The sequence below is a fragment of the Nitrospira sp. genome (assembly GCA_030653545.1).
In the GTDB taxonomy this organism is placed as follows: domain Bacteria; phylum Nitrospirota; class Nitrospiria; order Nitrospirales; family Nitrospiraceae; genus Nitrospira_D.
The window spans coordinates 150,521-173,778 of sequence record JAURZE010000028.1; the positions used below are offsets into that span (position 1 = coordinate 150,521).

Here is a 23,258-nt window from a genome sequence, read left to right on the forward strand (position 1 = left end):
GCTCATGGCCCCTTTACAATACTTCTCTCTCACCAAAGGAGGCCGACATGGGTCTTGCCGACAATAAGTGCATTCCCTGTCGGGGCGGTGTGCCGCCGGTTCCCGCTGATCGTGCGCAGGCTCTGCTGGAAGAATTGGGACGAGGTTGGACGCTGAACGGATCGGGGCATCTTGAACGGCTCTATACGTTCAAGGATTTTGCTCAGGCTTTGGCCTTTGTGAATAAAGTGAGCGCGATCGCCGAGGCCGAAGGCCATCATCCTGACCTCTACCTGGCTTGGGGGAAGTGCAAGGTGGAGATCTGGACGCACAAGATCAACGGTTTGACGGAGAGCGATTTCTATCTCGCGGCAAAAGCCGACCGGGAGTTCGAGCCATTCCGAGCTGCAGCATCCTAATTTTAGCAATCTTGCCATGCTGAACGTACGAGGCAACAGATGAGCGATCAGGCGCAGGTGGCGCTCGTCAATATGCCGTTCAGTTATTCGAAGTACCCGTCGATCCAACTGGGCACCCTCTCGGCGCTACTCAAGTCGAAGGGGGTCCCGGTCGACTGCCACCATTTGAATGTTCGTTTCGCCCACAAGATCGGTGTCCCTCTCTATGAAATGATCTGCGAAAAGCGGGCGCTCTTCGGCGAGTGGCTCTTTTCCTATCTCCTGTTTCGTGACAACCCCAAGCGCGCGGAATATCCGCGGGTCTTTAAGCCGGTCTTCGAGCAAGTGGCTCAGGAGAGCGGGCAGCCGATCTCATTTTTTGAAGACATGGCGATGAGGACGGCGCCGCAGTTTCTCACCTGGGCGATGACGGCGATCGATTGGGGGCAGTACAAGCTCGTCGGCTTTACCTCGACATTCGATCAGAATGTCGCGAGCCTGACCTTGGCAAAGATGATCAAAGATCTGTATCCGGAGGTGAAGATCGTCTTCGGCGGGGCGAACTATGACGGCGAGATGGGGATGGAATACTTCCGGGCGTTCCCCTTTATCGACTATGTCGTGGTGGGTGAAGGAGAGGAGGTGGTGCCTTCCCTCGTGCGCCATGTCCTAGAGGGGACGTCTGACGCGGTTCCGAATGGAGTGATCTTCCGAGAGCAGGATCAGATTCGGTTTACGCCGAATCCGGCGCTGTTTGCCGATTTCGCGAAGACCGGGCCTCCGGACTACGATGACTATTACCATCTGCTGGCCGAGCTCGGTGATGCGGCGCAGGGCCTGGACCGCATTCTCCTCTACGAAGGCTCGCGCGGTTGTTGGTGGGGGGAGAAGCACCATTGCACGTTCTGCGGCCTCAATGCTCAGAGTATGAAGTTCCGGGCGAAAGCGGCGGATCAGGCGGCGCGCGAGATGACGGCGCTCTCCAGCCGGTACGACACGACTCGGTTCAGGCTGGTTGATAACATCATCGACATGAAGTATGTCGAGAATCTGTTCGGGGAGTTTGCCGCGGCGCATTGCGATCTCGATGTGTTCATCGAAACTAAGAGTAATCTTCAGAAGAGTCAGATCCGCACGCTCGCGGTCGGGGGCGTGAAGTGCATGCAGCCGGGGCTGGAGAGTCTCAGTCTGTCGCAGCTCAAGGCGATGGACAAGGGCGTGACGCCCATGCAGAACATCCTGTGCCTGAAGTGGAGTAGCTACTACCGTGTTGCGGTGTCCTGGAATATTCTGCTCGGATTTCCAGGCGAGACGAACGAGGATTATCGGCGACAGATTGATCTGCTTCCCTCGCTCTTCCATTTGCAGGCGCCGGAGGCGACTGGGAAGTTCTGGCTGCAGCGGTTCAGCCCCTACTTTACGCGTCCGCATGATTATGGTGTGCGGATTACGGGGCCGGGGATGGCCTATGAGTATGTGTATGATGCGGCGCGCCTTGATTTGCTGAAGATCGCCTATGATTTCGAGTATGAGCTGGATCACTGGCCGGTGGATCCGCATCTCTATCAGGAACTGGTCGGTCTCGTGGAGGAATGGCAGCGGCGGGCGCGCGGCAGCGACCGGCCGTTTTTGTATTATTCCAAATCGATGGATTATGTGACGGTCTACGACGGGCGGGATCCTCAGGTGCCGACGAGGCAGCGGTTTGATTGGCCGGCCTCGGGCATCATTGAAGCCTGCAACGAGGCTGCGAAGAGTAGGGATCACATTCGCGCGGTATTGAAAGAAGCGAAGAGTGATCTGTCGTTGTCAGATGAAGAACTGAATGATGCCCTGAGTATTCTGACGAGCCGTCGTATTCTCTACGAAGAGCGTGGGAAGTATTTCACTCTGGCGATTCCAGAAAACCAATTTCTCTGAACTGCATCGGCCCGTCGTCAGTAACAACCGTCCGCTTCTACATCGACAATTTGTCGGCCACATTCCGCATCTGGACCCCGTGCACGAGTGACGCACCTCCCCTGATGGCGCAGGCCACGTGTACCGCTTCCGTCATTTCCTCAATATTCGATCCCTTCTCAAGCGATGCCTGCGTATAGGCGTCGATACAATAGGGACATTGCACGGCATGCGCGACGGCCAAGGCGATCAGAGATTTCTCCCGCTCCGTGAGGGCCCCCTCCGCGAACACCGCACTGTAGTAGTTCATGAACTTGTCCCAGAGCTCTTTGTTGCCCTTGCCCATGTCTCCGAACTTGCCGAGATCGTGTGAATGATAATATGAGTCCATACGAGCCTCCTGGTTGGTTCAAAGGTTCGGTAGAGATCGTCGAGAACGTTGTGGCGAACAGGTTCGCTCAGGCATGACCGGGAGGATCAGGTTCGACGTTCAGGAGGACTTCGGAGAAACGAGTGCCGACGATATCAGTGACCTTGGCCATGAGGTCGGTCACTTCTTTCCATTCTTCTGGAAGCAGATCCTGCTTCAATTGGGGATGAATCGCCCATTGCGCATCGACCTGAGTTCCCTTCCGGCTCACGAGGACGCGCAACAGTTCCACGTCCCATGTCGCTTTGTCGTTTGGGCTTTCACCTGTCGGGGAGCTGCTCATTGGGCCTGAAGGAGGTGTTGATGTTGCCATGGTGATGTACTCCAGCAAGAATGTTGCGCAATTTTAGCGTACAGATCGGCTTGCTGTATACGGGGTGCCGTGTCGGCTTGGAAGAGGTGGCGGGCTCACCAGCAGGGGGTTTTCCCCCGAGATTGTTGGCGGGATCATCCGAGAGATGGTGGTCTGCCGTCTTGGGATTCCCGAATCACTGAGATCATAGAATCGTGGAGGTGGCCATTGCTTGCAACCAACTCCTGTCCGTAGAGTGAGTGGGATTGGCCACAAAAGTCCGTCACTCTTCCTCCAGCCTCGCGAAGGATTACTACACCTGCTGCCGTATCCCACGGGCTGAGTTTCACTTCCCAAAACCCGTCGAATCGTCCTGCCGCGACATAGCATAGATCAAGGGCTGCTGATCCTGTGCGGCGGAGTCCTTGGGCTAGAAGTGCAAACCGAGCAAAGTGATCGAGGTTATTATTCGGAGTTTCGCGAATATTGTAAGCAAAGCCGGTTACCAGGAGGGCTTGGTCTAACTGTGCTGTTTGAGAGACGTGGAGCGGCTGCCCATTGACCCGTGCTCCGCCGCCACGCGTAGCGCTAAAGAGTTCATCACGAGTGGGATCGTACACCACACCAAGTACACACTGCTCCTTGTACTCAAGTCCAATGGATACGCAATATGTAGGAAAGCCATGTGTAAAGTTTGTGGTGCCGTCGAGGGGATCGATAATCCAGACGTAGGGTGACTGAGTCTGCCCAATGCGTCCCCGCTCTTCCGCGAGGAAGGCGTGATCGGGATAGCTGGCCAGGATCACATCGATGACGCATTGCTCAGCGGCATGATCTGCCTCTGTGACAAGGTCGATAGCGCTCTTGTTCTCGACGCGGAAACCGTCTCGTACGTAACGCGAGAGGACCTTGCCTGCTTGTCTTGCCGCATGAACGGCTGTTTCCAAGAGCAAGGGAACAGGTGGTTCATTCGTGGGTGATGGTTCAAGCATGGCGAATCATAGCACAAGGCCTCATAAGGCCTACCTGCCATCTTCAAGCTTCTGAAGTCACAACGGTTGGCAGAGTGGCGTGTTGGCACATGCAATTAATTCAAAGCATGGGAAGAAACAGATCGTAACCATCTATAAACGCAGAGATGGTAAGTTTCTATTCTGCGACGGACAAGCCTTGTCCATGTACTTGTCACAGCTTTCTCTTCTGTAGGGAAAGCTACTTTATAATCATAGTATTTTAGTATGTCGTTGGTAGTTGACAGCTCTTGTATGCAATGCTATAAAGCAAGCATGCTTCTGTTGGGGGTGTCGTGGAAGAACTAACAGATATTCTTGTAGGTCTTGAGCAGCGGATCCATGCCTACAAAAATAGGTTCCAGGAACTTGAGAAAAAGAAACGTCGACTCGATGACGAGATTGCGACGATCAAGAAGTACCTCGAACTTGCCGAGACGCTCTACCGAGTAGAAGCCGATAAAGCGAAGCTTGCCAGTCTCTCCAGTCAGATTATTACCGATGACAACAAGGGTGTGCGGACTCTTCCGGTCATGGACGTGACGGATCAGTCGCGCGAAATTCTCTTAGGTCGCAGCAAGTACGTCGGAAAGAGTGTTCCTGAAGCGACGTATGAGATCTTGCGTGAGTCCAACCGTGCCATGCATGCGAAGGAATTGCTGCAACGGCTTGCTGAAGGTGGACTGCAGATCAAAGGGAAAACGCCGTTGACCTCTGTGGCGACTTCACTGAAGCGGGATAAACGATTTAGGAAAGTCGGCCCGAATACGTTTGAGGCGCTCGAGGATGTGTTGGTTCAAGCAGTGTAGGTTGTCGTATTCCTTTAAAAGGGAGGGGGGTGAGACTCTTGGCAACGAAGAAAGCAGCAGCAAAGAAGAAGAAGAAGTAGCCTGCCGAGTTTGACTCGCCGAGAGTGAGGCCACTCACTCTCGGCGTTTACTCATGAGTGCGCCTTGTGAAGGCGAGCAACCCACTCCCATCCAGTTCGAAATCACTCTGAAATAGAGACAAGTCGTTATGAGGCCTGAAGTGCTACGGCTGGTTGTGACCTGCTGATCGAAAGCGACTTCCTGGATTCAGCGGAAGCGGACTCTGTGTTGAGTAGAATCCATTTTTCAGGCTGTTCCAAGATTTGCTCGACAAGACGAGTGTGGAGCGCATGCCCCGACCGTTCGGCAATGAGGTGGCCGATGAAAGGCATGCCAAGAAGTGAAAAGTCCCCAATCAGATCCAGGACCTTGTGGCGGACGAATTCGTTTGAGAAGCGAAGGCCGGATTCATTCATGATGCCGTTCTCTGAGAGTACCACGGTATTCTCGAGGCTTCCGCCTTGTCCGAGGCCGCGTGCCCAGAGGGCCTGTACCTCGCGCAAGAATCCGAATGTGCGGGCTTCTGCAATATCGTGCTCAAAGGTATCCGCGGAACAGTCGTGCGTATAGACCTGCGTCTTGATCATCGGATGATTGTAGTGAATGGTGTACGTAATTTTTGGCGTCGAGGACGGCTCGATGCGCACGCGCTTTTGGCCGTCGCACACTTCGATCGGGGCCATGATTTTCAAGTAGGGCTGGCGGCGAGATTGTGATGTCAGGCCGACGGAATGGATTAAGCGAACAAACGGTGCGGCACTGCCGTCCATGACGGGGATTTCTCCGGCCGTGACGTCGATGTATACATTATCAACTCCCAGTCCTGAGAGGGCGGCCAGCACATGCTCAATCGTCTTGACCTGAAATCCATTGCCGTTGATCGCAGTGCATAGTTCGGTTGGCACCAAATGCTCGATAGATGCAGGGAGTGAGGCTCCTGACTTTCCATTCCGGTTCACGAAGACGACGCCCGTATTTACAGGTGCTGGTCTAAGGGTAATAGTTACGGGCTGGCCTGAGTGAAGCCCAATGCCAGAGCAGGTAATCGGAGCGGCTAGGGTTTGCTGATTCCTCACGAGAGCCTCCAAATTCAAATGACGGTCTGTCATTTAGCAAGAGGCTTGCCATGGATGACGTATCGCAAGGCATTGATAAAAGGACATAAATTGTTGCTTTAAGGAATTGCAATGTGTTGTAAAAAAGGTACAACTGTGGATTTTCAAAAATAAAACTTGAACGGTGCTGTGGTGATCGTTCAGGGCCGTGGGTCCAGTTCAATCAATCCTTTCCGGATTGCAAGGATGGCCGCCTGGGTTCGATCATAGACCTGTAGCTTGTGGAAGATGTTGCGCACGTGATTTTTCACGGTTTTTTCACTAAGGTCCAGTGCGTTTGCGATCTCCTTGTTGGTCTTTCCGTCAGCCACTAACCGGAGAACCGTGATTTCGCGTTCGGTGAGGTCATGTTCCACCCACCCCGGCTTTTTGCCCTTCTTCTGCGCCATAAGGGAAAACTCAGCGAGAATTTTGCTGGCAACTGACGGGTGAATCAACGATTCGCCTCGGTAGATTGCGCGAATCGCCGCGACGATTTGGGAGGATTCGGAGTCTTTCAGGAGGTAGCCGGTGGCACCGGCACGAACCAGATCGAAAATGTACTGCTGTTCTTCGTACATCGTCAGCGCCACGATTCCGATGTGGGGAAACTCGCGTTTGATTTGTCTCGTGGCTTCGACGCCCCCCATGCGAGGCATGCTGACATCCATAAGAATGACATCGGGAACCAGCGCTTTGGCTTTTTCAACGGCTTCCATTCCATCCTGGGCTTCTCCCACGATATGGAGATCTTCTTTGGTTTTGAGAATGGCGGCCAGCCCTTCTCGAACGACCCGATGGTCATCGGCAATGAGGACTTTAATCTTGTCCATGTTCGCTAGTCTCCTTATTCATGAGGGGGACTTCGACTGTGATTGTCGTGCCTCTCCCCTGCTTGGAATCGATGTGTCCTTCGCCACCGACCAGTTTGGCCCTCTCAATAATACCTCGAATGCCAAAGTGATCCCATTTGTCCGGATCGCGCAACACGGCGTCCATATCGAATCCGATGCCATTGTCTGAAATGGTCACCCGCAACATCTCCAGGTTGATCTCCAATTTGATCGAGACACGATCGGCCTTCGCATGCTTCTGGACGTTGCTCAAGGCTTCCTGAATAATCCGAAAGAGGAAGATCTTCGTTCGGGGAAACAAAATTTGTTCATCCCCGGTCACGGTGAACTGCGCTTTGATGCGGGCCTGAGTTTCGTAGGACTTGAGGTAGTTGGTCAGCGCGGGAATCAGCTCCATTTTGTCATAGTGGAGTGGCCGTAAATTGAAGATGACTTGTCGGGCTTCCTGGATGGCGAGTTTCAGCTGGGCTTTGCTTTCCTTGATCGTGGCGAGGCTTGCTTTCGGGTTCTTGCGCACAAGTTGCTGGCACAAGTCGAGCTTGAAATTGACACCCGCAAGACTTTGGACGAGCCCATCGTGGATTTCGCAGGCAATGCGTGTCCGTTCTTCAGTGACCGCCGCGCCGGTTTCTTTGACATATAGCCGGTAGAGAGACTGGTACTTATTGAGCGTGTTCTCGATTTCTGCAGTGGCACGGATGCGCGCACCGATGAGCTCCCACATGAACTTGGCGCTGGCTCCGCCGATGATGGTGACGCCCATCCGGTGAAAGTCCTGCAGGAATTGCCAGACTTCAGCATCGCCGGATACATCAATAACAAGGTCTACCCGCTCCATCGCTAAGAGTTTGCGATAGTCACGCGTCACGGGAATCTGGAGTTGTTTTGCGAGCGTGACACCGGGCGCCTGCGTGTTGACCTCGGCAATTCCCACGATCTGCACGAGCGGATCGTTCGCGAAAATCTCCATGAGCGCGGTTCCCCCACGCCCGGCGCCGATAATAGCGACATTGGTGGCGCCAACCTTCGACGACTTACTCCGGACTTTGGTGGAACGGCGTTTCGTAGATGTCATGGTTCTATGAACCAGTGTTGGTTGCCGGGGTACAAGTTGATTGCTGAGCTGAGAAATCGAAGGGAAGAGACGAAGGAGAGGAAGCAGAGCGAGGGGCTGAGGAGCCTGCCGTCACCGCTCTCGACGCTGCTGAGCCAGGGATTTGAGTTCGTCCATGAACTGATCAATGTCCTTGAACTCGCGATAGACAGACGCGAACCGGACATAGGCAACCTGGTCGAGTTGGTGCAACTCCTTCATGACTTCTTCGCCGACGATCCGACTTTCAATTTCACTTTCTCCCATCTCCTGGATCCGCTTCTCGATGCGATCCGTGACGTCCTCGATCGTGGCCGTGCTGATGGGTCTTTTCTCGCAGGCTTTCTTGAGGCCGGACAAGATTTTCGTGCGGTCGAACGACTCGCGCCGCCCGTCTTTCTTCACGACTACCGGGAGAATTTCTTCAACCCGCTCGTAGGTCGTATAGCGGCGTTTACAGCCGAGACACTCGCGGCGCCGGCGAATGACCTCGCCTTCCTTGGCCATACGCGAGTCCACCACCTTGTCTTCGAGCTCGTCGCAGAACGGACATTTCACTGGTGGCGACCCTGCCCTTATGCCTGTGGGCTAGTAGGAGTGAAAAATAGGAAAGCGGTTGCACAACGCCTTCGCTTGAGCACGGACCTCTTCCAGGACGGTGGCATCGTGGCGGTGCTGTAGGACGCGGTCGATGAGGGCCACGATTTCTTTCATGTCTGCCTCTCGCATGCCGCGCGTGGAGACAATCGGCGTGCCAAGCCGGATGCCACTGGCCACGGACGGGGGCTTTTCGTCATAAGGAACGGCATTTTTATTGACGATGATTCCTGCGGCGTCTAACGCGGCATCGGCCTCTTTCCCAGTAATGCCCTTGTTGGTGAGGTTTACCAGGAACAGATGGGTGTCGGTTCCGCCGGAGACAATCTTGTAGCCGCGATCGACGAGCCCCTGTGCAAGGGCACGGGCGTTCGCGACCACCTGCTGCTGATATTTTTTAAAGGAGGGCGACAAGGCCTCTTTGAAGGCCACGGCTTTGGCCGCGATCACATGCATCAAAGGTCCACCCTGAAGTCCCGGGAAGATAATCTTATCGACGGCCTTGGCGTGCTCGGCTTTGCACATTACGATACCGGCACGGGGACCACGGAGAGTCTTGTGGGTGGTCGTCGTGACGAAGTCGGCGAAGGGGACCGGGCTGGGATGGAGCCCCGCGGCGATCAGTCCAGCGATATGGGCGATATCCACCATAAGATAGGCACCGACTGATTTGGCGATCTGTTGGAAACGGGGAAAGTCGAGAACGCGCGCATACGCACTCGCACCGACGACGAGCATTCGTGGGCGGCATTCTTCCGCCAGTTTTTGCACGGCATCGTAGTCGATCGTCTCAGTCTGTCGATCCACTCCGTACGCGAAGGCCTTGAAGATCATCCCCGAGAAACTTACTTTACTGCCGTGAGTCAGGTGGCCGCCATGGGCGAGGTCCATTCCGAGAATAGTGTCGCCAGGCTTGAGGACGGAGAGATAAGCCGCCATGTTTGCGGACGAACCGGAGTGTGGCTGAACGTTGACATGGTCTGCACCGAAGAGCTCTTTGGCACGCTGAATCGCCAGTGCTTCGACGGCGTCGACATGCTCGCATCCGCCGTAGTAGCGCTTGCCGGGATAACCCTCAGCGTACTTATTGGTCATCAAGCTGCCTTGGGCAGCCAAGACAGCGGGGCTGGCAAAGTTCTCAGACGCGATCAACAAGAGTTTGTCACGTTGACGGGTCTCTTCCGCTTCAATTGCGGCGTAGACATCCAGATCAGTTGATTTGAGAGCGTCTAGTGACCCGATCGCGTCGCGCATCACCCCTCCACGGTGTATCCCCGTTATGCTTCAGCAGCAGCTTCCTGTTCTTGCTTCTTAACCACACGGACGGTCACGGTGGCGGTTACTTCTCGTGGCATCTTGATCGGGACCGTGACGGTACCCAGTTCCTTAATAGGCTGGGCCAGCTGGATCTTGCGCCGATCAATAGTAAACCCTTGTGCCGCCAAGGCTTCGGCTAAGTCTTTGGATGTCACAGACCCGAACATCTTGTCGTCTTTTCCGACCTGTGCCTCAATGGTGAGGGTGACAGCAGAAACATTCTTGGCATGCACTTCAATTTCGAGCTTCTCTTTTTTCGCCTTCTCCGCTGCGACACGCTTCACGTGCTCGAATGCCTTGATACTGCGGCTGTTGGCCAAAACCGCTTTTTTGCGAGGCAACAGGAAGTTTCGGGCAAATCCGTCCCGAACATCGAGCAGATCGCCGAGATGGCCGACCCCATCCATCGTTTCTTGTAAAATGACTTTCATAGCCCTAACTCCTTCTGTTGGAAAGGAAGTGAGGATACGGGGGATCAGGTTGAAAAGTCAATTCTCTAATCCTTTTTCGGGTTGTGTTGGCGGCCTGGACAGGTGCCGAGGGGCCCCTATATCATGGCCCACCGGTCGACGAGGGTGAGAGGAGCGAGATGCAGTTAACAGCCAGAGCCTGTTTGGAAATGTGCGCCGCAAGCCTGGATCAAGAAGTCCTGCAAGCGAACGACGCCGGACTGGATATTCCTATTGTGGTGACCAGGGGACGGCTGGTTCATACAGTGGGAGGCCTTCACGTGTATGAATTCACCCTCCCGGCCGGATGTCTCCTGCCAATCGATCTTCCCCTGTCCATTGTTCCTGGAGACGAAATTGAAGCCACTGAGGGGGTGGTGCTGAGTTGTCAGGGTAATGTGGTGCTGGTGCAAGCGGTGGATGCCATTGGAGCCTCAGTTCCTTCCGCGACGCTCATTCCGGACCGCGCCGGGCACCTTGGTACCATCGCGACGCGGCTGCGAGACATGATCAGCCAGGCGGATGCGTACAATCTCGGCCCGTCGGAGCGCCTGGTGCCGCTCTTGGTGTCGTCAGGTGATCCAAGCCAAGCCGCCCTCGGTTCTTCGGCGATCTTGACCACGGTATGGCTCGAAGATCAGGCCTTGCGTCGTCAGAAGATCGCCACGCTCGTGCTTGAGCTGATTCGCGCGAACAAACGGATTTTACTCATCGGTCCGGATCATCGCTCGTCTGATGAGATGGTCGGGACGATCGCGAAAGCCATGAAAGCCAGCGGATTGACCTACAAGACGTGGATCAGTCGCTACGAGATGAGCATCGTCTCTCAAACGAGCGGAATTTCCATCCATGAACTCGGGTTTGAGGCGCAGATGCATCAGTTTTATGCCAAGTCCAGGGCAGATAAAGCCTCGCTTCGGCGAAAGTATGACCGGTTTCGCGAACTGACTCCCCTGCTGGCCTACAAAGGGCAGAAACAGAAGGATCTGGATGAAGTCCGTTTGCTGGAGTGGCGACTGTTGACCCAGTTGAGCGAGTTTCAGGCGAAGATCAAGGATGTCACGGCAATTCTGACGGAATACGAAAATCTCCCCCTCTGGCGCCGGATCGGCATGCAGACCGTTGGAAAGAACGTCGAATCGCTCCAGCAATATCGGGTGCTCTACGAGCAGCAGATCGGTGAACTGACCAAGGAGCTGGAGATCGCCAAGGTCCGTATCGACGAATTGGTTCCTGAAGCGGCCGTTCCGAAAGATTTGCGACCGGAATTTGATGACCTCAAAGAGGCCATCACGAAATTGGGCGGGACGAAGAAAATTCGCGAACTATTGGCGGCAGAAGAAAATACCAACCGACAAGCCTTTATCCAGAATCGTCGCCTGGTGATCTCCACGCCGGCGCGGATTGCCAGTGATCCGCTGTTTGCGCGCGTGCGGTTCGATGTGCTCATCGTCGAGGACGCGCCGCAGATCGATGCGACCATGTTGCTGGCGGCGGCGGGGTTGGTGCGTGAGCGCATTGTGCTAAGTGGGGATCCTCGCGATCTTGCCGCAGGAGAAGGCTGGGCAATCCCCGGGATCGAATCCCCGGCGGTCGTTTAAGGCTGCGCACATAGTTGCTTGACGCCGGTAGCGTGAATTCAGGATAATCCTCCCCTCGACCCTTCTTGCCGAAGTGGTGGAATGGCAGACACACTGGTTTCAGGTACCAGCGACCGCAAGGTCATGCGGGTTCAACTCCCGCCTTCGGCACCATCCCCCCTCCAGGATTAATTCCCACTGTTGGCTAATGTTTCAAGTTGCAGGCGCCTACCGGGCAGGAATTCGAGCGACCGGTGAGTCGGAGGCGGTTTCGTGCAAACCATGCGTAGGCTCGCAAGACCATCGGCTCGAGAAGAGAAAGACGGCTTAGCCTCGCAAGCATTCCAAGACCGACAGCTTCCCACATGGCCCGGAACACCTCGACGCCGCTGATCACTCTCCCGTCAGCCCAACGGGCATGAATGATTCTGCTCAGCTCTGCAGAGGAAACGTCGATGGATGCCGCGTCATAGTCAACCGCCGAGAAGTCGTTGAATTTCAGTTGTCGTTGCCGGTCTAATCGCGTCATGAACGCGATTTCTCGCGCGCAGATGGGACAGGCTCCGTCGAAAAAGACTGTGAGCGGGTAGGGTGCCATCTGTCCCATTCCTTGTCGCTAGGTTCGGGATAAAGACTGCCGCGCCAATCGATCCAGCGTCATATCCAGTTCGGCGAAGCTCTCCACGATCTCAATATGAGCTTTCTCAAAGAGATCCCGCATGTCGAGCGCGCCATTTCCACCGACGGCCACGCGCGATGTCGGAGCCACTTCGCGCGTGAGGTTATCGACTAACTCCGCAGCGTTCGCATCGGACAGAGCGAGGGGAAATGAAATGAGCGTCAGATCGGGTTTCACCGTGCGGCAGAGATTGGCAAGGGACGCAATGGGCACATTGGCGCCCAGGTAGTAGACACGGCAGCCGCGAACACGACATCGATAAGCGACCGCCAGTGCGGCGATGTCGTGTTCTTCCCCTGGCGGGCACGCGACGACTACCTTGGCGCCGAATTCTGTCACCGGTAGCTGATTCATCGCTGAGAAAATCTTTTGTTGGATTTGCTTCGTCACGTAATGTTCGATGGCGATGTTCACGTGACCATCGTGCCAGAGCCGGCCGACCTGTTCCTGGAGCGGAAGCAGAATTCCGTGCAGTGCTTCCTCAAAGGGAACAACAGCGACAGCACCGTTCAAGCGCTTTTCGAAGGTGACGCGATCGAAGGGATCTAGTGTTGAGAGTAATTCACGAAGCAATCTGCTGAACGTATTATCGACGAACGACACTTGAGGCGCGCTGGCTCGCGCTCTTCTCAATAATTCGTCGCGACCCAACTTCGACAGCTCTCCGATTGAACCTCCCGCATCGAGTTGCTCTTTGAGATATCTCAGTAACGAGACATCTTCATCAGAATAATTTCGGTATCGATTGGCTCCCCTGGTCGGTTTTAGGAGGTCAAACCGACGCTCCCATACCCGTATGACGTCTTTTGAGAGCCCGGTGAGTTTTGCAACTCTATGAATTCTATGAGTATTCATTTTACTAAACGCATTATATTTTAACGTCCAACGTTTGTCAAATAATTTACATTTTAACACTTGACACATTGGACAAGATGGTTTATACATTAGACATAGTTGATACAAACATTGAACAGCAACCTACGGAGGTGACCATGGCAACAGCGAAGGCAGCGGGAGCGAGAGTGGGCCAGCTGGAAATTCGAGAAGTGTTTTCTGCGGCCAAGCAAGGATCAACGTGCAGCAGATGTGGCGGGCTCATGGTGAGTGACTTCTGTATGGATCTGCTGAACTGCACCGGTGAACTGGAGTTTGCCGCGACGCGTTGCGTGCAATGCGGCGAAGTTGTCGATCCGGTCATTGAGCGTAATCGTCACCTTCGGCAGGACGCCATGACGGTTCGATGTGTCGCGAGGCCGGTTCAGACAATTTCGAGGCTAAAGGATTACAATAATTAGTTAAACCAACCAGGGGTGTTCCTGGTGTTTCCAAACCAAGGAGGTTTCTCATGCGGAGTCAAACGGTTCTTCAGATCGGATTGGGGGTGGCGTTAGTGGCTGGGACCATATCCATGGCGGCGGCGGAATCGCCTACCGGCGACAAGGATATGGTGTCGATCCCGAGAGGCGAGTTCACCATGGGGAGTCATGAACATTCCGATGAAGCGGCGCATCAAGTCGTCCTCGATGCTTACCTCATCGACAAGTACGAAGCATCGAATGCGCGGTACAAGGAATTTATGAAGGGGAGCGGCCATCCAGCACCGGCTTACTGGGACGATCCCCGGCTCAGCAAGGCTAATCAGCCGGTCGTCGGCGTAAGCTGGACCGACGCGGAGGCGTTCTGCAAGTGGGATGGGAAGCGTCTGCCGACCGAAGCCGAATGGGAGCGGGCTGCCAAGGGGCCGACAGGCGATAACCATTATCCCTGGGGCCACAAGCTCGATCCGAAGAAAGCCAACTATGGACAGAATGTGGGTCGCACGATGCCGGTCGATTCCTACCCTGAAGGCGTGAGCGGATTCGGGGTCTACAACATGGCCGGCAATGTATTCGAGTGGGTGAATGACTGGTATGACCCGAAGTCCTATAAGGACAGCCAGGCACTGAATCCCAAAGGGCCGGACAAAGGCTACAACTTCGCTAACCAGGGTGCGGTCAGAGTGCTGCGCGGCGGTTCCTGGCTTGCTCCCGAAACGTCTCTGCATACGAGCCACCGATTCTGGAATCAGCCGGAGAACAATTCCTACGGCGTGGGGCTCGGGTTCCGTTGCGCCAAGTCGGCTCAGACGGTTTCCGATGATGCCGTGCAGGCCGGTCGCGATGCTTTCATTCAAGCGTTAGTCGCGATGGGCGCGGAGAAGAATGCCGATGCGATGGCCTCCATCGAGAAGGCACTGGCTTCAGAACCGGGCAACAAGGAGTACCTGGCTACCCGTGATCTGATCAAGAAGAGCATGGGCATGAAGAAGAAATAACCACATCGACTGAAAGGGGGGCGGCGTTGCCGCCCCCCTGGCACCGAGCGTCACGCGGGAGGTTAATGATGAATCTTTCCAACACCATGACGGTAGCACTGTTTCTCACGGGGGCTCTGATACCCATCGGCGGAAGTGCGGCGGGAGAATCGTTGATTCCTCAGGATATGGTGTATGTCGCACACGGGCCTTCTGTGATGGGCATTGATAAAGAAGTGCCTGCGTCCAAGAAGTCCACCGCCTATGAGCGTCGAATGAACACGCCCTGGTCCGCCGATGCTTTGAACGATGAGGGGCCGGCCCACATGGTGTTTCTGGATTCGTATCTGATCGACAAGTATGAGGTGTCCAATAAGCAGTTTGGCGACTTCATGCGGGCGAAAGGCCATCCGGCCCCGGCCTACTGGGACGATCCCCGCCTTAACAAACCCGAGCAGCCGGTCGCCGGAGTGAATTGGGAGGATGCCAAGGACTTCTGTGAATATCGTGGCAAACGTCTTCCGACCGAGGCGGAATGGGAAAAAGCCGCTCGCGGACCCAAAGCCAATCTGTATCCCTGGGGGAATGAATTCGATCCGGCAAAAGCGAACTACGGCAAGAATCACGATGCCACGATGCCGGTGGATTCCTATCCGGAGAGCGTGAGCTACTACGGTGTGTACAATATGGCCGGGAATGTTTTTGAGTGGGTCGCCGACTGGTATGACCCCCGCTATTACGGCCGGCTCGAAACAATGGTGAATCCGACCGGTCCGGCTAAACCTATCTGGATGGGCGGGACAGGCACCTATGTGGATCGGTTGACGGTCGGAGAGAAGCGAGTCATTCGCGGTGGATCGTGGATCGCACCGGAGGGCACGGTCAAGGCCACCCACCGGTTCTGGAATCACCCGCTCAATAACAGCTATGGCGTGGGCCTGGGGTTCCGCTGTGCCAAGACCGCCCCGCCGGAAATCGAGCAGCAGATCAGGGACGCGTACATCACCGCACTTGTCGAGATGGGGCGCGAGCGGTTTTCGGACGCTCAGCAGGCCGTGGCGCGCGGCTTGGCTATTGACCCGAAGAATATCGAATTGTTGGAGCTCAGCCCGTTGATCGAGCAGTCGATGAAGAAGTCTTAAATGAATCGGCACCGTCCGTCGTGACGGTGGGATCGAGACGGAGGCGTAGACATGACACGGTACACAAGGATAGTCCTCGGAATTTCATTCAGTGCGTTACTGGGAGCGGCAACGGTCCAGGCCGGCCCTCTTGATCCGGCCCGCCATTCGCACCCGGACAGCGCCAAGGCGGTTCATGAAGCGGAACACGACGTGGATCACGCGTGGGAAATTTACCATCGCGCAGCCCTCGGGGGCACGGTGGCGTCGCCCGCACTGCAGGCTGAAATTGAGGAGCATTTGCACGAGGCCAGGACCCTCGTCACTCAGGCGCAGGAAGCGGCTGAGCGGGGGGATAAGCGTCAGGTGGATCGCCTGGTCGGCCAAGTCAAAATCCATACGACCCACGCCATTGAGGGGAGCAAGGAGCAGAAGAAATGACACCAGTTCTAGGCAGAAGAGGAGCAAGCCGGAGAGTCCTGGTGGGAATCATTGCCGTCGCTTGGGCGGTTATGCAATCGCCCGCTATGGCAGCGGCCCCGGCATCCAAGGAGCTTGACTCGGTTCCCATGGTGACGATTCCAGCCGGAGAATTCTTGATGGGCAATCCGGAAGGAAAAGGTCGAGCGGATGAGTGGCCGCAGCGATCTGTCTATCTCGATGCGTTCGCCATCGATCAAGTGGAAGTGACGAATGAACGGTACCTGGCTTTCGTCGCGACCACGGGCCATCGCAATCCTCCGAATCCGTACGGCACCGGTACGCTCCAGTCTGCGAAGGGGATCGAGCAACTTCCCGTCGTGCAGACGACCTGGTACGACGCCAAGGCCTACTGCAGTTGGGCCAAGAAACGCCTGCCGACCGAAGCGGAATGGGAAAAGGCCGCGCGTGGCACCGACGGCCGTCTCTTTCCCTGGGGTAATGAGCCGGCAACCATCAAACGTGCCAACTTTGATCGTGAATGGGAAGAGGAGAAGACCTTGCACCCGGTGGGGTCAATGCCCGACGGCGACTCGCCCTACGGAGTGAAGGATATGGCCGGCAATGCCCGGGAATGGGTGTCCGACTGGTATGACGCGGACTATTACAAACATGCGCCGGATCGGAATCCGCAAGGTCCTGACAAGAAGGGCGTGGTGCGCTCGATTCGCGGCGGCTCGTGGCACAGCCCGCTGGCCGACATCACGGCCTCAGCCAGAGGTCGCGGCGGATTTGCGCTGCAAACCCACGGCACAGGCTTCCGCTGTGCGCGCGGGCTCGAGGGTGAAGGCCAACAGAAATAGAAGGGTGAGGTGTTGCGTGAGCGAGCGAATCGATCAGCGGAGCGATGGAGAAATTCTGAGAGTGGTGTCTCTATCTTCTCAGAGCGGCGCCGCGACTCCGCACGGCGTCTCTCGCTGAGGTCGACAGGTCCCTCAATCCGGAGGGGCCTGTCCCCTCGGTCGGTAGCGGGGGCGGATTCACGGCACTGGCGCAGTCCCGTCGGGAGCCACGAGGAGCACAACATGATGACGATAATGATGTGGGTCATGACAGTCGGTGTGTTGACGTGTCTGGGACAAGGCGCACAGCGGCGACCGATGGTTGTGCTTCGGCGGCAGACCGAAACGAGACGGCCCTGCGGGCACTGAGCAACAGATGGGTGGCACCTTGTATTGGAATCGAGGGGTCCCATGGAATCCGATGGGAGACCAAACCAGCATCCAGTCTCTCTACACTCCGTCGACGACTACTGTGCGCGTTGCGGGGGGTTGATGGTTGTGGAGCACTACATCGACTTGCAGGACGACACGGGGCAGATCGGCTTGACCGCGTGGCGCTGCATGAGTTGCGGGGAAGTCATCGACCCCGTCATTCTTCAGAATCGTGAGAGACCGGCGCCGAATCTTTTGTATGGCACGAAGCAGCGAAAGTACGCGCAGCCAGTCGATCAGGGGGAATCTGATGGCTCCGGCAACCGGGAAGGCGACGACAGCGGGGGAGCATCCCGGCACAATTGATCCGCTCAGTTGTCAGGCGTGTTTCTGTGAATAAGGAGAAGGCGACCATGAACGTGGTGGTGACAGGCGGCACGGGATTCATCGGTCGGCCCTTGTGTCTGGCACTTTGCCGGGACGGTCATGCCGTCACGCTGCTGACACGCCGGCCGCCGGAAGCCCATCAGGTATTCGGTAGCGCAGTTACCGTTGTGGGGTGGAATAGTCGTGAGGGGGGAGCCTGGGAGAAGACCCTTGAGGCGGCCGATGCCGTGATCAACCTGGCCGGCGCCCCGATTGCCGATGCCCGCTGGACCACTGCGCGGAAGCGCCTGCTCACCGACAGCCGGGTGTCGACGACGCGCCTGTTGGTCGAAGCCCTGTCCCGCCGGCCCTTCAAACCCCGCACCCTGATCAGCGCTTCAGGCATCGGCTACTACGGTGCGAGCGACAATCGCATCTTGGAAGAGGGGGCCGCGCGCGGTGAGGGATTTCTGGCCGACCTCTGCCTTGAGTGGGAAGCGGCGGCGTTGGCGGCGGCATCGTTCGGGACTCGCGTGGTGATCGTGCGGACCGGAATGGTGCTCGAACAAGACGGCGGTGCGTTGCCCAAGATGGTGCTGCCCTTCCGGCTGTTCGCGGGCGGTCCGATCCTGCCGGGTACGCAGTGGGTGTCGTGGATTCATCGGCGCGATCACATAGGATTGATTCAGTGGGTGCTTGCGACGTCGAGCATTTCCGGTCCCGTCAATGCCGTCGCTCCCGGCGCTGTGACGATGGAGACGTTCTGCGATGCGCTCGGACAGGTGCTTCATCGTCCCTCCTGGCTGCCGGTGCCGGGGTTCGCGCTCAAAGCGGCTCTGGGGGAATTGGGGACATTGATGACGACCGGACAGCGGGTCAGCCCCGCCAAAGCGCTCGCGGGCGGCTATACGTTTCAGTATCCAACATTGGATCCGGCGTTGCGCGCGATTCTCACGAAGGCATGAAGGAGGACGGATCATGGATACCCTCATCCAGTTTGTCCATGCGTTAGCGGTGGCTATTCTGGTCGGCAAAGTGGTGCTCTTGTCCTTCGTGGTGGCGCCTATCCTGGCCAAGAATCTCGACCGGGAACCGTTCGGGAAAGTCGTGCGGCAGTTGTTTCCGGCCTATTACGGGTTGGGGATGGGGACCGCGGTTGCCGGGTTCATCGCGGTGAACGGACTGGTGGCGATGCATTCGAGCAGTGCAAGGTTGCTTATCGCCGGTGGGCTCTGGATCCTGGTGCTGGTGACCGAAGCCTATTGCCGCTCGACGTTGACGCCTCAGAGTAATGCCATACGGGATCGGCTGAAGGAACAGGAGTCGCAAGGAGCGATCGATCCGGTCCTTCAGGCCTCCTGGCAGCGGGTGCATCAACGGTCCGTTTATTTGAATTCCAGCGTGCTCCTTGCGGGCTGTGCCTTGATAGCGCTGATTCGTTAGTGATGATCAAATTAGAAGGAGGGACAACATGAACATGAGAACAGCATATCTGGCCGGATGTGTGATGTTGGGGCTGCTGTGCAGCATGGAGGTGCGCGCGGCGGAAAGCTCGGCGACGCCCTCCCCGTACGCCCATGGAGACGAAGCAGCGCTGCCGAACGGTGTCGTCGGGGTCTCGTTGCAGGTCGGGGCTGAGCGGATCGGCGATCCGGCGGTGCTCTATGTCGGTATGGTGCATCCGGAAGGCCCGGCCCATCAGGCGGGTTTGGCGCACGGAGACGAGATTGTGGCGGTGGATGGAACGGCTACGACCGGCAAAAGCTATGAGCAGGTGGTGAAGATGATACGCGGCACAGTCGGTACCGTGGTCAAGCTGGGCGTGAAGGGCGAGGGAGGCATGCGGGAACTGTCGATTACCCGCGTCGCCGGTGACAAACTTCCGAAGGGCCCGTCCGGATCGCACGGCGGTCCATCGAAATAGGAGTCGATCATGGTCTGTCGCAGGACGTGCATGGCCCTGTTTGCGTTGCTGGTGTTCCTGGGTCACGGGCCGGTGTCGGCCGAATCCGGAAGAGGGAGTGCTGTTACGATGCAGCCTACTCTCACAAAGGCGAATCTCTTTTTGGCAGCCGGCGATTATCGTCGTGCGCTCGAAGCCTGCCAGCGAGCTATCGATGACGATCCGTCGGCAGCCCATTACATCCACCTGACCTATGTGTATCAGGCGATCGATGCCTATTTGGAACATCTGTCGCAGGAAGAGCGATGGATGGCGGTCGAGCATCTCTACCTGAACCTGGCCTATCGCGACACCGAGGACCTAGTCGATCCTCCGGGAGGACTGGCCCGCATGGCCAAGGAAATGATCCAGGCCAGCGTGCGGCAACAGTCCGACGTGAGTGCGTCGATGGCCAATCGTCTGGATAAGGCCGAGTCGGACCGTCTCTGGGTGGAACAGACGCAGTGGCGGGCCGCGAATCCGAAAACCTGGTGGCAGGGAATGCCCGCCGCCTGGATGCGATAGGAGGGAAGGATGCGCGCACAGCCGGCGGGAGTGGATATCAAAATATGGGGCGGGTTGTTCCTGATCGTCGGCACGATGGATCTGATTGTCATTGTGCTATTCCCCGCCTATGCGCTCAAGCTGTTCGGGGCCAGTGTGTCGGGGCCGGCCTCGTTTCTGATCAAGCTCCACTCCCCTGCCGTGCATCTGTTGATCGGGTACGGGTTTCTTTGGCTGCGCCCGTGGGCCTGGGGATTGGGTTTGGCGTATGCCGGGTTTGGCATCGTCAGCGAGGTGATGAACCAGCTCGCGTTCGGATTCCATGTCGTGCGTTCCGGGTTCATCGCAACGACCCTTCTGTTTGCCTTCTATCTCATCTGGCGGCGTTCTGTCTTTGTCGATGAACCGATATCCGACAACAAACCGAAACGGGCCTCACAGGAGCTGCTCTGATGCGCGGCATCGTCTGGCTCAGGCGGGATCTCCGACTGCATGATCAACCGGCGCTGACGGCGGCCTGCCAGGAGTGCGATGAGGTCCTGCCGCTCTTTGTGTTTGATGAGCCGCTGCTCCGGTCCCGTGAGTTCGGTTCCGCCTGCGTCAACTTCATGCTGGGTTGCCTCCAGGAACTGTCGGCATCACTGGCCGGCCGGGGACTCGCGCTGCAGTGGCGATTGGGCGAGCCAGTGGAAGCAGTCCTGCAGTCCGCGCGCGAATGGAAGGCCGACGTCGTCTATTGGAATCGCGACTATGAGCCTGTGGCGATCGAACGTGACCGCCGGGTGCAGCTGGCGCTTGCCGAGCTGGGCATCCGCACCAGGACCTTCAAAGACCATGTGGTCTTTGAGGCGGAGGAGATTCGGGGCGCCACAGGAGACCCGTTGCAACGGTATAGTGCCTATCGTGCTCGCTGGTGGGCCAAGTGGCAGGCTTCGAAACCGGCACCTCTGGCGAGCCCCAGGTCCAAGGTATCGACCGCGGTTTCATCGCCATCCGCCACGCGTCCCCTTCCGTCTCCGGTAGAACTGGGGTACGACCGGGTCGTCCCATGGATCATTCCGGGCGAGCGGCAGGCGAGGTTACGGCTGCAGGAGTTTCTCGGGGAATCTGTCCACACGTATGGTGACGGGAGAAACCGGCCAGGTACGGACGGGAGCTCGCGTCTCTCTCCGCATTTCCGTTTCGGCACATTGTCGGTCCGCACCGCCGTTCATGAGGCCCTGGCTGCTCTCGCGAAAGGCGGACGCGTGTCGAGGGCGGACGTACTCATTTGGATCGACGAACTGGTCTGGAGAGAATTCTTTCAGCAGGTGCTCTCGGCTTTTCCGCGGGTGGCGAAGGGTCCGTTCCGTGACGTAGCCGTTCCCCCGGTCCGCGCACCGGGGCTCGAACGGGACCGGTTGTTTCAGGCCTGGTGTCAGGGGAAGACCGGGTTTCCGATCGTGGATGCGGGCATGCGGCAGTTGCATCAGACTGGCTGGATGCACAATCGGGTGCGGATGATCGTGGCCTCGTTCCTCATCAAAGATCTGCGCCTCGACTGGCAAAGCGGCGAGCGGTATTTCATGCAACAGCTGCTGGACGCCGATGTGGCGGCGAACAATGGAAACTGGCAGTGGTGCGCGGCAACCGGGACGGACGCAATGCGCGGGTATCGCATTTTCAATCCGGCGCTGCAAAGCAAGAAGTTCGATCCGGACGGCCACTACATCCGTGCGTACGTCCCGGAGCTGGCGCACGTGACGGGCAAGTGGATTCATGAGCCGCATCTGATGACGCCCGATGAGCAGGTTCGGGCGGGGTGCCGGATCGGCGTCGAGTATCCCTCGCCTCTTGTGGATCATGCGCAGGCCCGCCGGGAGTATTTGGATCTCGGCAAACACACGGTGACGACATGACGACCGGACCGCTCCGTCTCGGGATCAGCCGCTGTCTCCTCGGAGACGAAGTCCGGTTCGACGGAGGGCATAAGCGCGACAATTTTCTGACCGATGTGCTCGGCCCCTACGTGGAGTGGGTCCCGGTCTGTCCGGAAGTCGAGGCGGGACTGGGGACTCCTCGCGAGGCGATGCGGCTGGTGGGCGATCCGGCGCATCCCCGCCTTCTGACCATCAAGAGTGGCCGAGACCATACGCGGGCGCTGGAAAAGATGACCACGGGCCGCCTCGCGGACCTCGGAAATCTTGATTTATCCGGCTACGTCTTCAAGAGAGGTTCGCCGAGCTGCGGGGTCGAGCGGGTGCGAGTCTATACGGAACAGGCGATGCCGAGCCACAACGGCGTCGGGATATTTGCACGGGCTTTCATCGAGCACTTCCCGCTGATTCCGGTCGAGGAGGAAGGGCGGCTCTGTGATGCGCCGTTGAGAGAGAATTTTATCGAACGAGTGTTTTGCTATCGCCGCTATCAGGATCTGCTTCAGAACGGAGTCACGAGACAGGCGGTGGTGCGATTTCACACGATCCACAAGTATCTCCTGCTGGCCCATAGCGCACAGCACTATCAATTCCTCGGCCGCCTGGTCGGCCAGGCGGAGGATCATCGGCCCAAAGAGCTGGCCATCAAGTATGGGGAGCTGTTCATGAAGGCGTTAGCCGTGAAGGCGACGGTTCGCAAACATGTCAATGTGCTGCAGCACATTCTGGGCTACTTCAAGACGCAATTGGGGGCCTCGCAAAAAGCAGAGCTGTTGGGGGTGATCAGTGACTACCATCAGGGTCTGACGCCGCTGATTGTGCCGCTCACGCTGATCAAGCACTACGTGCATCTCTTCGACGTCGGCTATATCCGAGATCAGGTCTATCTCAATCCGCATCCGAAAGAACTCATGTTGCGTAATCATGTGTAGAGAGGAGCCA

At 57.0% G+C, this 23,258-nt stretch carries 29 protein-coding genes and 1 tRNA gene; 19 read left to right on the forward strand and 11 right to left on the reverse strand.

Annotation, left to right across the window (positions count from 1 at the left end):
* Nucleotides 1-47: 47 nt before the first annotated feature.
* Both Q7U39_15615 and Q7U39_15620 read left to right on the forward strand, forming a co-directional pair.
* Nucleotides 48-398 carry a 4a-hydroxytetrahydrobiopterin dehydratase gene (locus Q7U39_15615; protein MDO9119389.1) on the forward strand — a complete coding sequence of 117 codons (351 nt, stop codon included), beginning with the start codon at nucleotides 48-50 and terminating at the stop codon, nucleotides 396-398.
* 39 nt (nucleotides 399-437) lie between these two features.
* Nucleotides 438-2,297: a RiPP maturation radical SAM C-methyltransferase gene (locus Q7U39_15620; protein MDO9119390.1), complete on the forward strand. Its 1,860-nt coding sequence runs from the start codon at nucleotides 438-440 to the stop codon at nucleotides 2,295-2,297.
* 37 nt (nucleotides 2,298-2,334) lie between these two features.
* On the opposite strand, the gene Q7U39_15625 is transcribed toward Q7U39_15620, so the two are convergent.
* From Q7U39_15625 to Q7U39_15635, 3 genes are all read right to left on the reverse strand, one after another.
* Nucleotides 2,335-2,667: an arsenosugar biosynthesis-associated peroxidase-like protein gene (locus Q7U39_15625; GenBank protein MDO9119391.1), complete on the reverse strand. Its 333-nt coding sequence runs from the start codon at nucleotides 2,665-2,667 to the stop codon at nucleotides 2,335-2,337.
* A 67-nt stretch (nucleotides 2,668-2,734) separates the two neighbouring features.
* On the reverse strand, nucleotides 2,735-3,019 hold the full coding sequence (locus tag Q7U39_15630; GenBank protein ID MDO9119392.1) for a hypothetical protein: 285 nt from the start codon (nucleotides 3,017-3,019) through the stop codon (nucleotides 2,735-2,737).
* 134 nt (nucleotides 3,020-3,153) lie between these two features.
* Nucleotides 3,154-3,990: an inositol monophosphatase family protein gene (locus Q7U39_15635; GenBank protein ID MDO9119393.1), complete on the reverse strand. Its 837-nt coding sequence runs from the start codon at nucleotides 3,988-3,990 to the stop codon at nucleotides 3,154-3,156.
* 314 nt (nucleotides 3,991-4,304) lie between these two features.
* Here Q7U39_15635 and Q7U39_15640 point away from each other — a divergent pair, with 314 nt between their 5' ends.
* Complete coding sequence (locus Q7U39_15640) at nucleotides 4,305-4,817, forward strand: winged helix-turn-helix domain-containing protein (GenBank protein ID MDO9119394.1); 513 nt, start codon at nucleotides 4,305-4,307, stop codon at nucleotides 4,815-4,817.
* 206 nt (nucleotides 4,818-5,023) lie between these two features.
* On the opposite strand, the gene lpxC is transcribed toward Q7U39_15640, so the two are convergent.
* The 6 genes from lpxC to rplI all read right to left on the reverse strand — a co-directional run bounded on the left by lpxC (nucleotide 5,024) and on the right by rplI (nucleotide 10,263).
* On the reverse strand, nucleotides 5,024-5,986 hold the full coding sequence (gene lpxC, locus Q7U39_15645; GenBank protein MDO9119395.1) for a UDP-3-O-acyl-N-acetylglucosamine deacetylase: 963 nt from the start codon (nucleotides 5,984-5,986) through the stop codon (nucleotides 5,024-5,026).
* A 146-nt stretch (nucleotides 5,987-6,132) separates the two neighbouring features.
* Nucleotides 6,133-6,804, reverse strand: a complete 672-nt coding sequence (locus Q7U39_15650) for a response regulator transcription factor (protein MDO9119396.1) — start codon at nucleotides 6,802-6,804, stop codon at nucleotides 6,133-6,135.
* Nucleotides 6,791-7,900: a sensor histidine kinase gene (locus Q7U39_15655; GenBank protein MDO9119397.1), complete on the reverse strand. Its 1,110-nt coding sequence runs from the start codon at nucleotides 7,898-7,900 to the stop codon at nucleotides 6,791-6,793. The genes Q7U39_15650 and Q7U39_15655 overlap by 14 nt, the downstream gene beginning before the upstream one ends.
* 111 nt (nucleotides 7,901-8,011) lie before the next feature.
* Entirely contained in the window at nucleotides 8,012-8,476 is a 465-nt protein-coding gene (nrdR, locus tag Q7U39_15660) for a transcriptional regulator NrdR (GenBank protein MDO9119398.1), read from the reverse strand.
* A 30-nt stretch (nucleotides 8,477-8,506) separates the two neighbouring features.
* Nucleotides 8,507-9,769: a serine hydroxymethyltransferase gene (glyA, locus tag Q7U39_15665; GenBank protein MDO9119399.1), complete on the reverse strand. Its 1,263-nt coding sequence runs from the start codon at nucleotides 9,767-9,769 to the stop codon at nucleotides 8,507-8,509.
* Between the two features lie 23 nt (nucleotides 9,770-9,792).
* Nucleotides 9,793-10,263, reverse strand: a complete 471-nt coding sequence (gene rplI, locus Q7U39_15670; protein ID MDO9119400.1) for a 50S ribosomal protein L9 — start codon at nucleotides 10,261-10,263, stop codon at nucleotides 9,793-9,795.
* A gap of 158 nt (nucleotides 10,264-10,421) precedes the next feature.
* Between rplI and Q7U39_15675 the strand changes: the two genes are divergently transcribed.
* Both Q7U39_15675 and Q7U39_15680 read left to right on the forward strand, forming a co-directional pair.
* Nucleotides 10,422-11,882 carry an AAA domain-containing protein gene (locus tag Q7U39_15675; GenBank protein ID MDO9119401.1) on the forward strand — a complete coding sequence of 487 codons (1,461 nt, stop codon included), beginning with the start codon at nucleotides 10,422-10,424 and terminating at the stop codon, nucleotides 11,880-11,882.
* Between the two features lie 67 nt (nucleotides 11,883-11,949).
* A tRNA-Leu gene (locus tag Q7U39_15680) sits at nucleotides 11,950-12,035 on the forward strand.
* Nucleotides 12,036-12,066: 31 nt separating this feature from the next.
* Here Q7U39_15680 and Q7U39_15685 read toward each other — a convergent pair.
* Together Q7U39_15685 and Q7U39_15690 are read right to left on the reverse strand one after the other, a co-directional pair.
* Nucleotides 12,067-12,459: a DUF393 domain-containing protein gene (locus Q7U39_15685; GenBank protein ID MDO9119402.1), complete on the reverse strand. Its 393-nt coding sequence runs from the start codon at nucleotides 12,457-12,459 to the stop codon at nucleotides 12,067-12,069.
* Nucleotides 12,460-12,477: 18 nt separating this feature from the next.
* Complete coding sequence (locus Q7U39_15690) at nucleotides 12,478-13,395, reverse strand: cobalamin B12-binding domain-containing protein (protein MDO9119403.1); 918 nt, start codon at nucleotides 13,393-13,395, stop codon at nucleotides 12,478-12,480.
* Nucleotides 13,396-13,532: 137 nt separating this feature from the next.
* Here Q7U39_15690 and Q7U39_15695 point away from each other — a divergent pair, with 137 nt between their 5' ends.
* From Q7U39_15695 to Q7U39_15760, 14 genes are all read left to right on the forward strand, one after another.
* Entirely contained in the window at nucleotides 13,533-13,835 is a 303-nt protein-coding gene (locus Q7U39_15695) for a hypothetical protein (GenBank protein ID MDO9119404.1), read from the forward strand.
* Nucleotides 13,836-13,885: 50 nt separating this feature from the next.
* Nucleotides 13,886-14,854, forward strand: a complete 969-nt coding sequence (locus tag Q7U39_15700; protein ID MDO9119405.1) for an SUMF1/EgtB/PvdO family nonheme iron enzyme — start codon at nucleotides 13,886-13,888, stop codon at nucleotides 14,852-14,854.
* A gap of 65 nt (nucleotides 14,855-14,919) precedes the next feature.
* A complete protein-coding gene (locus Q7U39_15705) occupies nucleotides 14,920-15,975 on the forward strand; it encodes an SUMF1/EgtB/PvdO family nonheme iron enzyme (GenBank protein MDO9119406.1) in 1,056 nt (351 codons plus the stop codon).
* A gap of 51 nt (nucleotides 15,976-16,026) precedes the next feature.
* Nucleotides 16,027-16,395, forward strand: coding sequence for a hypothetical protein (locus Q7U39_15710; protein MDO9119407.1), 369 nt, complete (start codon nucleotides 16,027-16,029; stop codon nucleotides 16,393-16,395).
* Complete coding sequence (locus tag Q7U39_15715) at nucleotides 16,392-17,237, forward strand: SUMF1/EgtB/PvdO family nonheme iron enzyme (GenBank protein MDO9119408.1); 846 nt, start codon at nucleotides 16,392-16,394, stop codon at nucleotides 17,235-17,237. Before Q7U39_15710 ends, Q7U39_15715 begins: the two co-directional genes overlap by 4 nt.
* Nucleotides 17,238-17,459: 222 nt before the next feature.
* A complete protein-coding gene (locus Q7U39_15720) occupies nucleotides 17,460-17,585 on the forward strand; it encodes a hypothetical protein (GenBank protein MDO9119409.1) in 126 nt (41 codons plus the stop codon).
* A gap of 42 nt (nucleotides 17,586-17,627) precedes the next feature.
* Complete coding sequence (locus Q7U39_15725; GenBank protein ID MDO9119410.1) at nucleotides 17,628-17,954, forward strand: hypothetical protein; 327 nt, start codon at nucleotides 17,628-17,630, stop codon at nucleotides 17,952-17,954.
* Nucleotides 17,955-18,001: 47 nt separating this feature from the next.
* On the forward strand, nucleotides 18,002-18,919 hold the full coding sequence (locus tag Q7U39_15730) for a TIGR01777 family oxidoreductase (protein MDO9119411.1): 918 nt from the start codon (nucleotides 18,002-18,004) through the stop codon (nucleotides 18,917-18,919).
* 13 nt (nucleotides 18,920-18,932) lie between these two features.
* Complete coding sequence (locus tag Q7U39_15735) at nucleotides 18,933-19,397, forward strand: DUF4149 domain-containing protein (GenBank protein MDO9119412.1); 465 nt, start codon at nucleotides 18,933-18,935, stop codon at nucleotides 19,395-19,397.
* A 34-nt stretch (nucleotides 19,398-19,431) separates the two neighbouring features.
* A complete protein-coding gene (locus tag Q7U39_15740) occupies nucleotides 19,432-19,878 on the forward strand; it encodes a PDZ domain-containing protein (GenBank protein ID MDO9119413.1) in 447 nt (148 codons plus the stop codon).
* A gap of 9 nt (nucleotides 19,879-19,887) precedes the next feature.
* Nucleotides 19,888-20,421, forward strand: coding sequence for a hypothetical protein (locus tag Q7U39_15745; GenBank protein ID MDO9119414.1), 534 nt, complete (start codon nucleotides 19,888-19,890; stop codon nucleotides 20,419-20,421).
* Nucleotides 20,422-20,430: 9 nt separating this feature from the next.
* Nucleotides 20,431-20,853, forward strand: a complete 423-nt coding sequence (locus Q7U39_15750; GenBank protein ID MDO9119415.1) for a hypothetical protein — start codon at nucleotides 20,431-20,433, stop codon at nucleotides 20,851-20,853.
* Nucleotides 20,853-22,298 carry a deoxyribodipyrimidine photo-lyase gene (locus Q7U39_15755; protein MDO9119416.1) on the forward strand — a complete coding sequence of 482 codons (1,446 nt, stop codon included), beginning with the start codon at nucleotides 20,853-20,855 and terminating at the stop codon, nucleotides 22,296-22,298. The genes Q7U39_15750 and Q7U39_15755 overlap by 1 nt, the downstream gene beginning before the upstream one ends.
* Nucleotides 22,295-23,248, forward strand: a complete 954-nt coding sequence (locus Q7U39_15760) for a DUF523 and DUF1722 domain-containing protein (GenBank protein ID MDO9119417.1) — start codon at nucleotides 22,295-22,297, stop codon at nucleotides 23,246-23,248. Before Q7U39_15755 ends, Q7U39_15760 begins: the two co-directional genes overlap by 4 nt.
* Nucleotides 23,249-23,258: the final 10 nt, after the last annotated feature.

What these genes read in the sequence shown, in the direction of transcription:
- Q7U39_15615 (MDO9119389.1), top strand. Translation starts at nt 48, where the DNA reads ATGGGTCTTGCCGACAATAAGTGCATTCCCTGTCGGGGCGGTGTGCCG.
- Q7U39_15620 (MDO9119390.1), top strand. Translation starts at nt 438, where the DNA reads ATGAGCGATCAGGCGCAGGTGGCGCTCGTCAATATGCCGTTCAGTTAT.
- Q7U39_15625 (MDO9119391.1), bottom strand. Translation starts at nt 2,667, where the DNA reads ATGGACTCATATTATCATTCACACGATCTCGGCAAGTTCGGAGACATG.
- Q7U39_15630 (MDO9119392.1), bottom strand. Translation starts at nt 3,019, where the DNA reads ATGGCAACATCAACACCTCCTTCAGGCCCAATGAGCAGCTCCCCGACA.
- Q7U39_15635 (MDO9119393.1), bottom strand. Translation starts at nt 3,990, where the DNA reads ATGCTTGAACCATCACCCACGAATGAACCACCTGTTCCCTTGCTCTTG.
- lpxC (MDO9119395.1), bottom strand. Translation starts at nt 5,986, where the DNA reads ATGACAGACCGTCATTTGAATTTGGAGGCTCTCGTGAGGAATCAGCAA.
- Q7U39_15650 (MDO9119396.1), bottom strand. Translation starts at nt 6,804, where the DNA reads ATGGACAAGATTAAAGTCCTCATTGCCGATGACCATCGGGTCGTTCGA.
- Q7U39_15655 (MDO9119397.1), bottom strand. Translation starts at nt 7,900, where the DNA reads ATGACATCTACGAAACGCCGTTCCACCAAAGTCCGGAGTAAGTCGTCG.
- glyA (MDO9119399.1), bottom strand. Translation starts at nt 9,769, where the DNA reads ATGCGCGACGCGATCGGGTCACTAGACGCTCTCAAATCAACTGATCTG.
- rplI (MDO9119400.1), bottom strand. Translation starts at nt 10,263, where the DNA reads ATGAAAGTCATTTTACAAGAAACGATGGATGGGGTCGGCCATCTCGGC.
- Q7U39_15675 (MDO9119401.1), top strand. Translation starts at nt 10,422, where the DNA reads ATGCAGTTAACAGCCAGAGCCTGTTTGGAAATGTGCGCCGCAAGCCTG.
- Q7U39_15685 (MDO9119402.1), bottom strand. Translation starts at nt 12,459, where the DNA reads ATGGCACCCTACCCGCTCACAGTCTTTTTCGACGGAGCCTGTCCCATC.
- Q7U39_15690 (MDO9119403.1), bottom strand. Translation starts at nt 13,395, where the DNA reads ATGAATACTCATAGAATTCATAGAGTTGCAAAACTCACCGGGCTCTCA.
- Q7U39_15695 (MDO9119404.1), top strand. Translation starts at nt 13,533, where the DNA reads ATGGCAACAGCGAAGGCAGCGGGAGCGAGAGTGGGCCAGCTGGAAATT.
- Q7U39_15700 (MDO9119405.1), top strand. Translation starts at nt 13,886, where the DNA reads ATGCGGAGTCAAACGGTTCTTCAGATCGGATTGGGGGTGGCGTTAGTG.
- Q7U39_15705 (MDO9119406.1), top strand. Translation starts at nt 14,920, where the DNA reads ATGATGAATCTTTCCAACACCATGACGGTAGCACTGTTTCTCACGGGG.
- Q7U39_15710 (MDO9119407.1), top strand. Translation starts at nt 16,027, where the DNA reads ATGACACGGTACACAAGGATAGTCCTCGGAATTTCATTCAGTGCGTTA.
- Q7U39_15715 (MDO9119408.1), top strand. Translation starts at nt 16,392, where the DNA reads ATGACACCAGTTCTAGGCAGAAGAGGAGCAAGCCGGAGAGTCCTGGTG.
- Q7U39_15720 (MDO9119409.1), top strand. Translation starts at nt 17,460, where the DNA reads ATGATGACGATAATGATGTGGGTCATGACAGTCGGTGTGTTGACGTGT.
- Q7U39_15725 (MDO9119410.1), top strand. Translation starts at nt 17,628, where the DNA reads ATGGAATCCGATGGGAGACCAAACCAGCATCCAGTCTCTCTACACTCC.
- Q7U39_15730 (MDO9119411.1), top strand. Translation starts at nt 18,002, where the DNA reads ATGAACGTGGTGGTGACAGGCGGCACGGGATTCATCGGTCGGCCCTTG.
- Q7U39_15735 (MDO9119412.1), top strand. Translation starts at nt 18,933, where the DNA reads ATGGATACCCTCATCCAGTTTGTCCATGCGTTAGCGGTGGCTATTCTG.
- Q7U39_15740 (MDO9119413.1), top strand. Translation starts at nt 19,432, where the DNA reads ATGAGAACAGCATATCTGGCCGGATGTGTGATGTTGGGGCTGCTGTGC.
- Q7U39_15745 (MDO9119414.1), top strand. Translation starts at nt 19,888, where the DNA reads ATGGTCTGTCGCAGGACGTGCATGGCCCTGTTTGCGTTGCTGGTGTTC.
- Q7U39_15750 (MDO9119415.1), top strand. Translation starts at nt 20,431, where the DNA reads ATGCGCGCACAGCCGGCGGGAGTGGATATCAAAATATGGGGCGGGTTG.
- Q7U39_15755 (MDO9119416.1), top strand. Translation starts at nt 20,853, where the DNA reads ATGCGCGGCATCGTCTGGCTCAGGCGGGATCTCCGACTGCATGATCAA.
- Q7U39_15760 (MDO9119417.1), top strand. Translation starts at nt 22,295, where the DNA reads ATGACGACCGGACCGCTCCGTCTCGGGATCAGCCGCTGTCTCCTCGGA.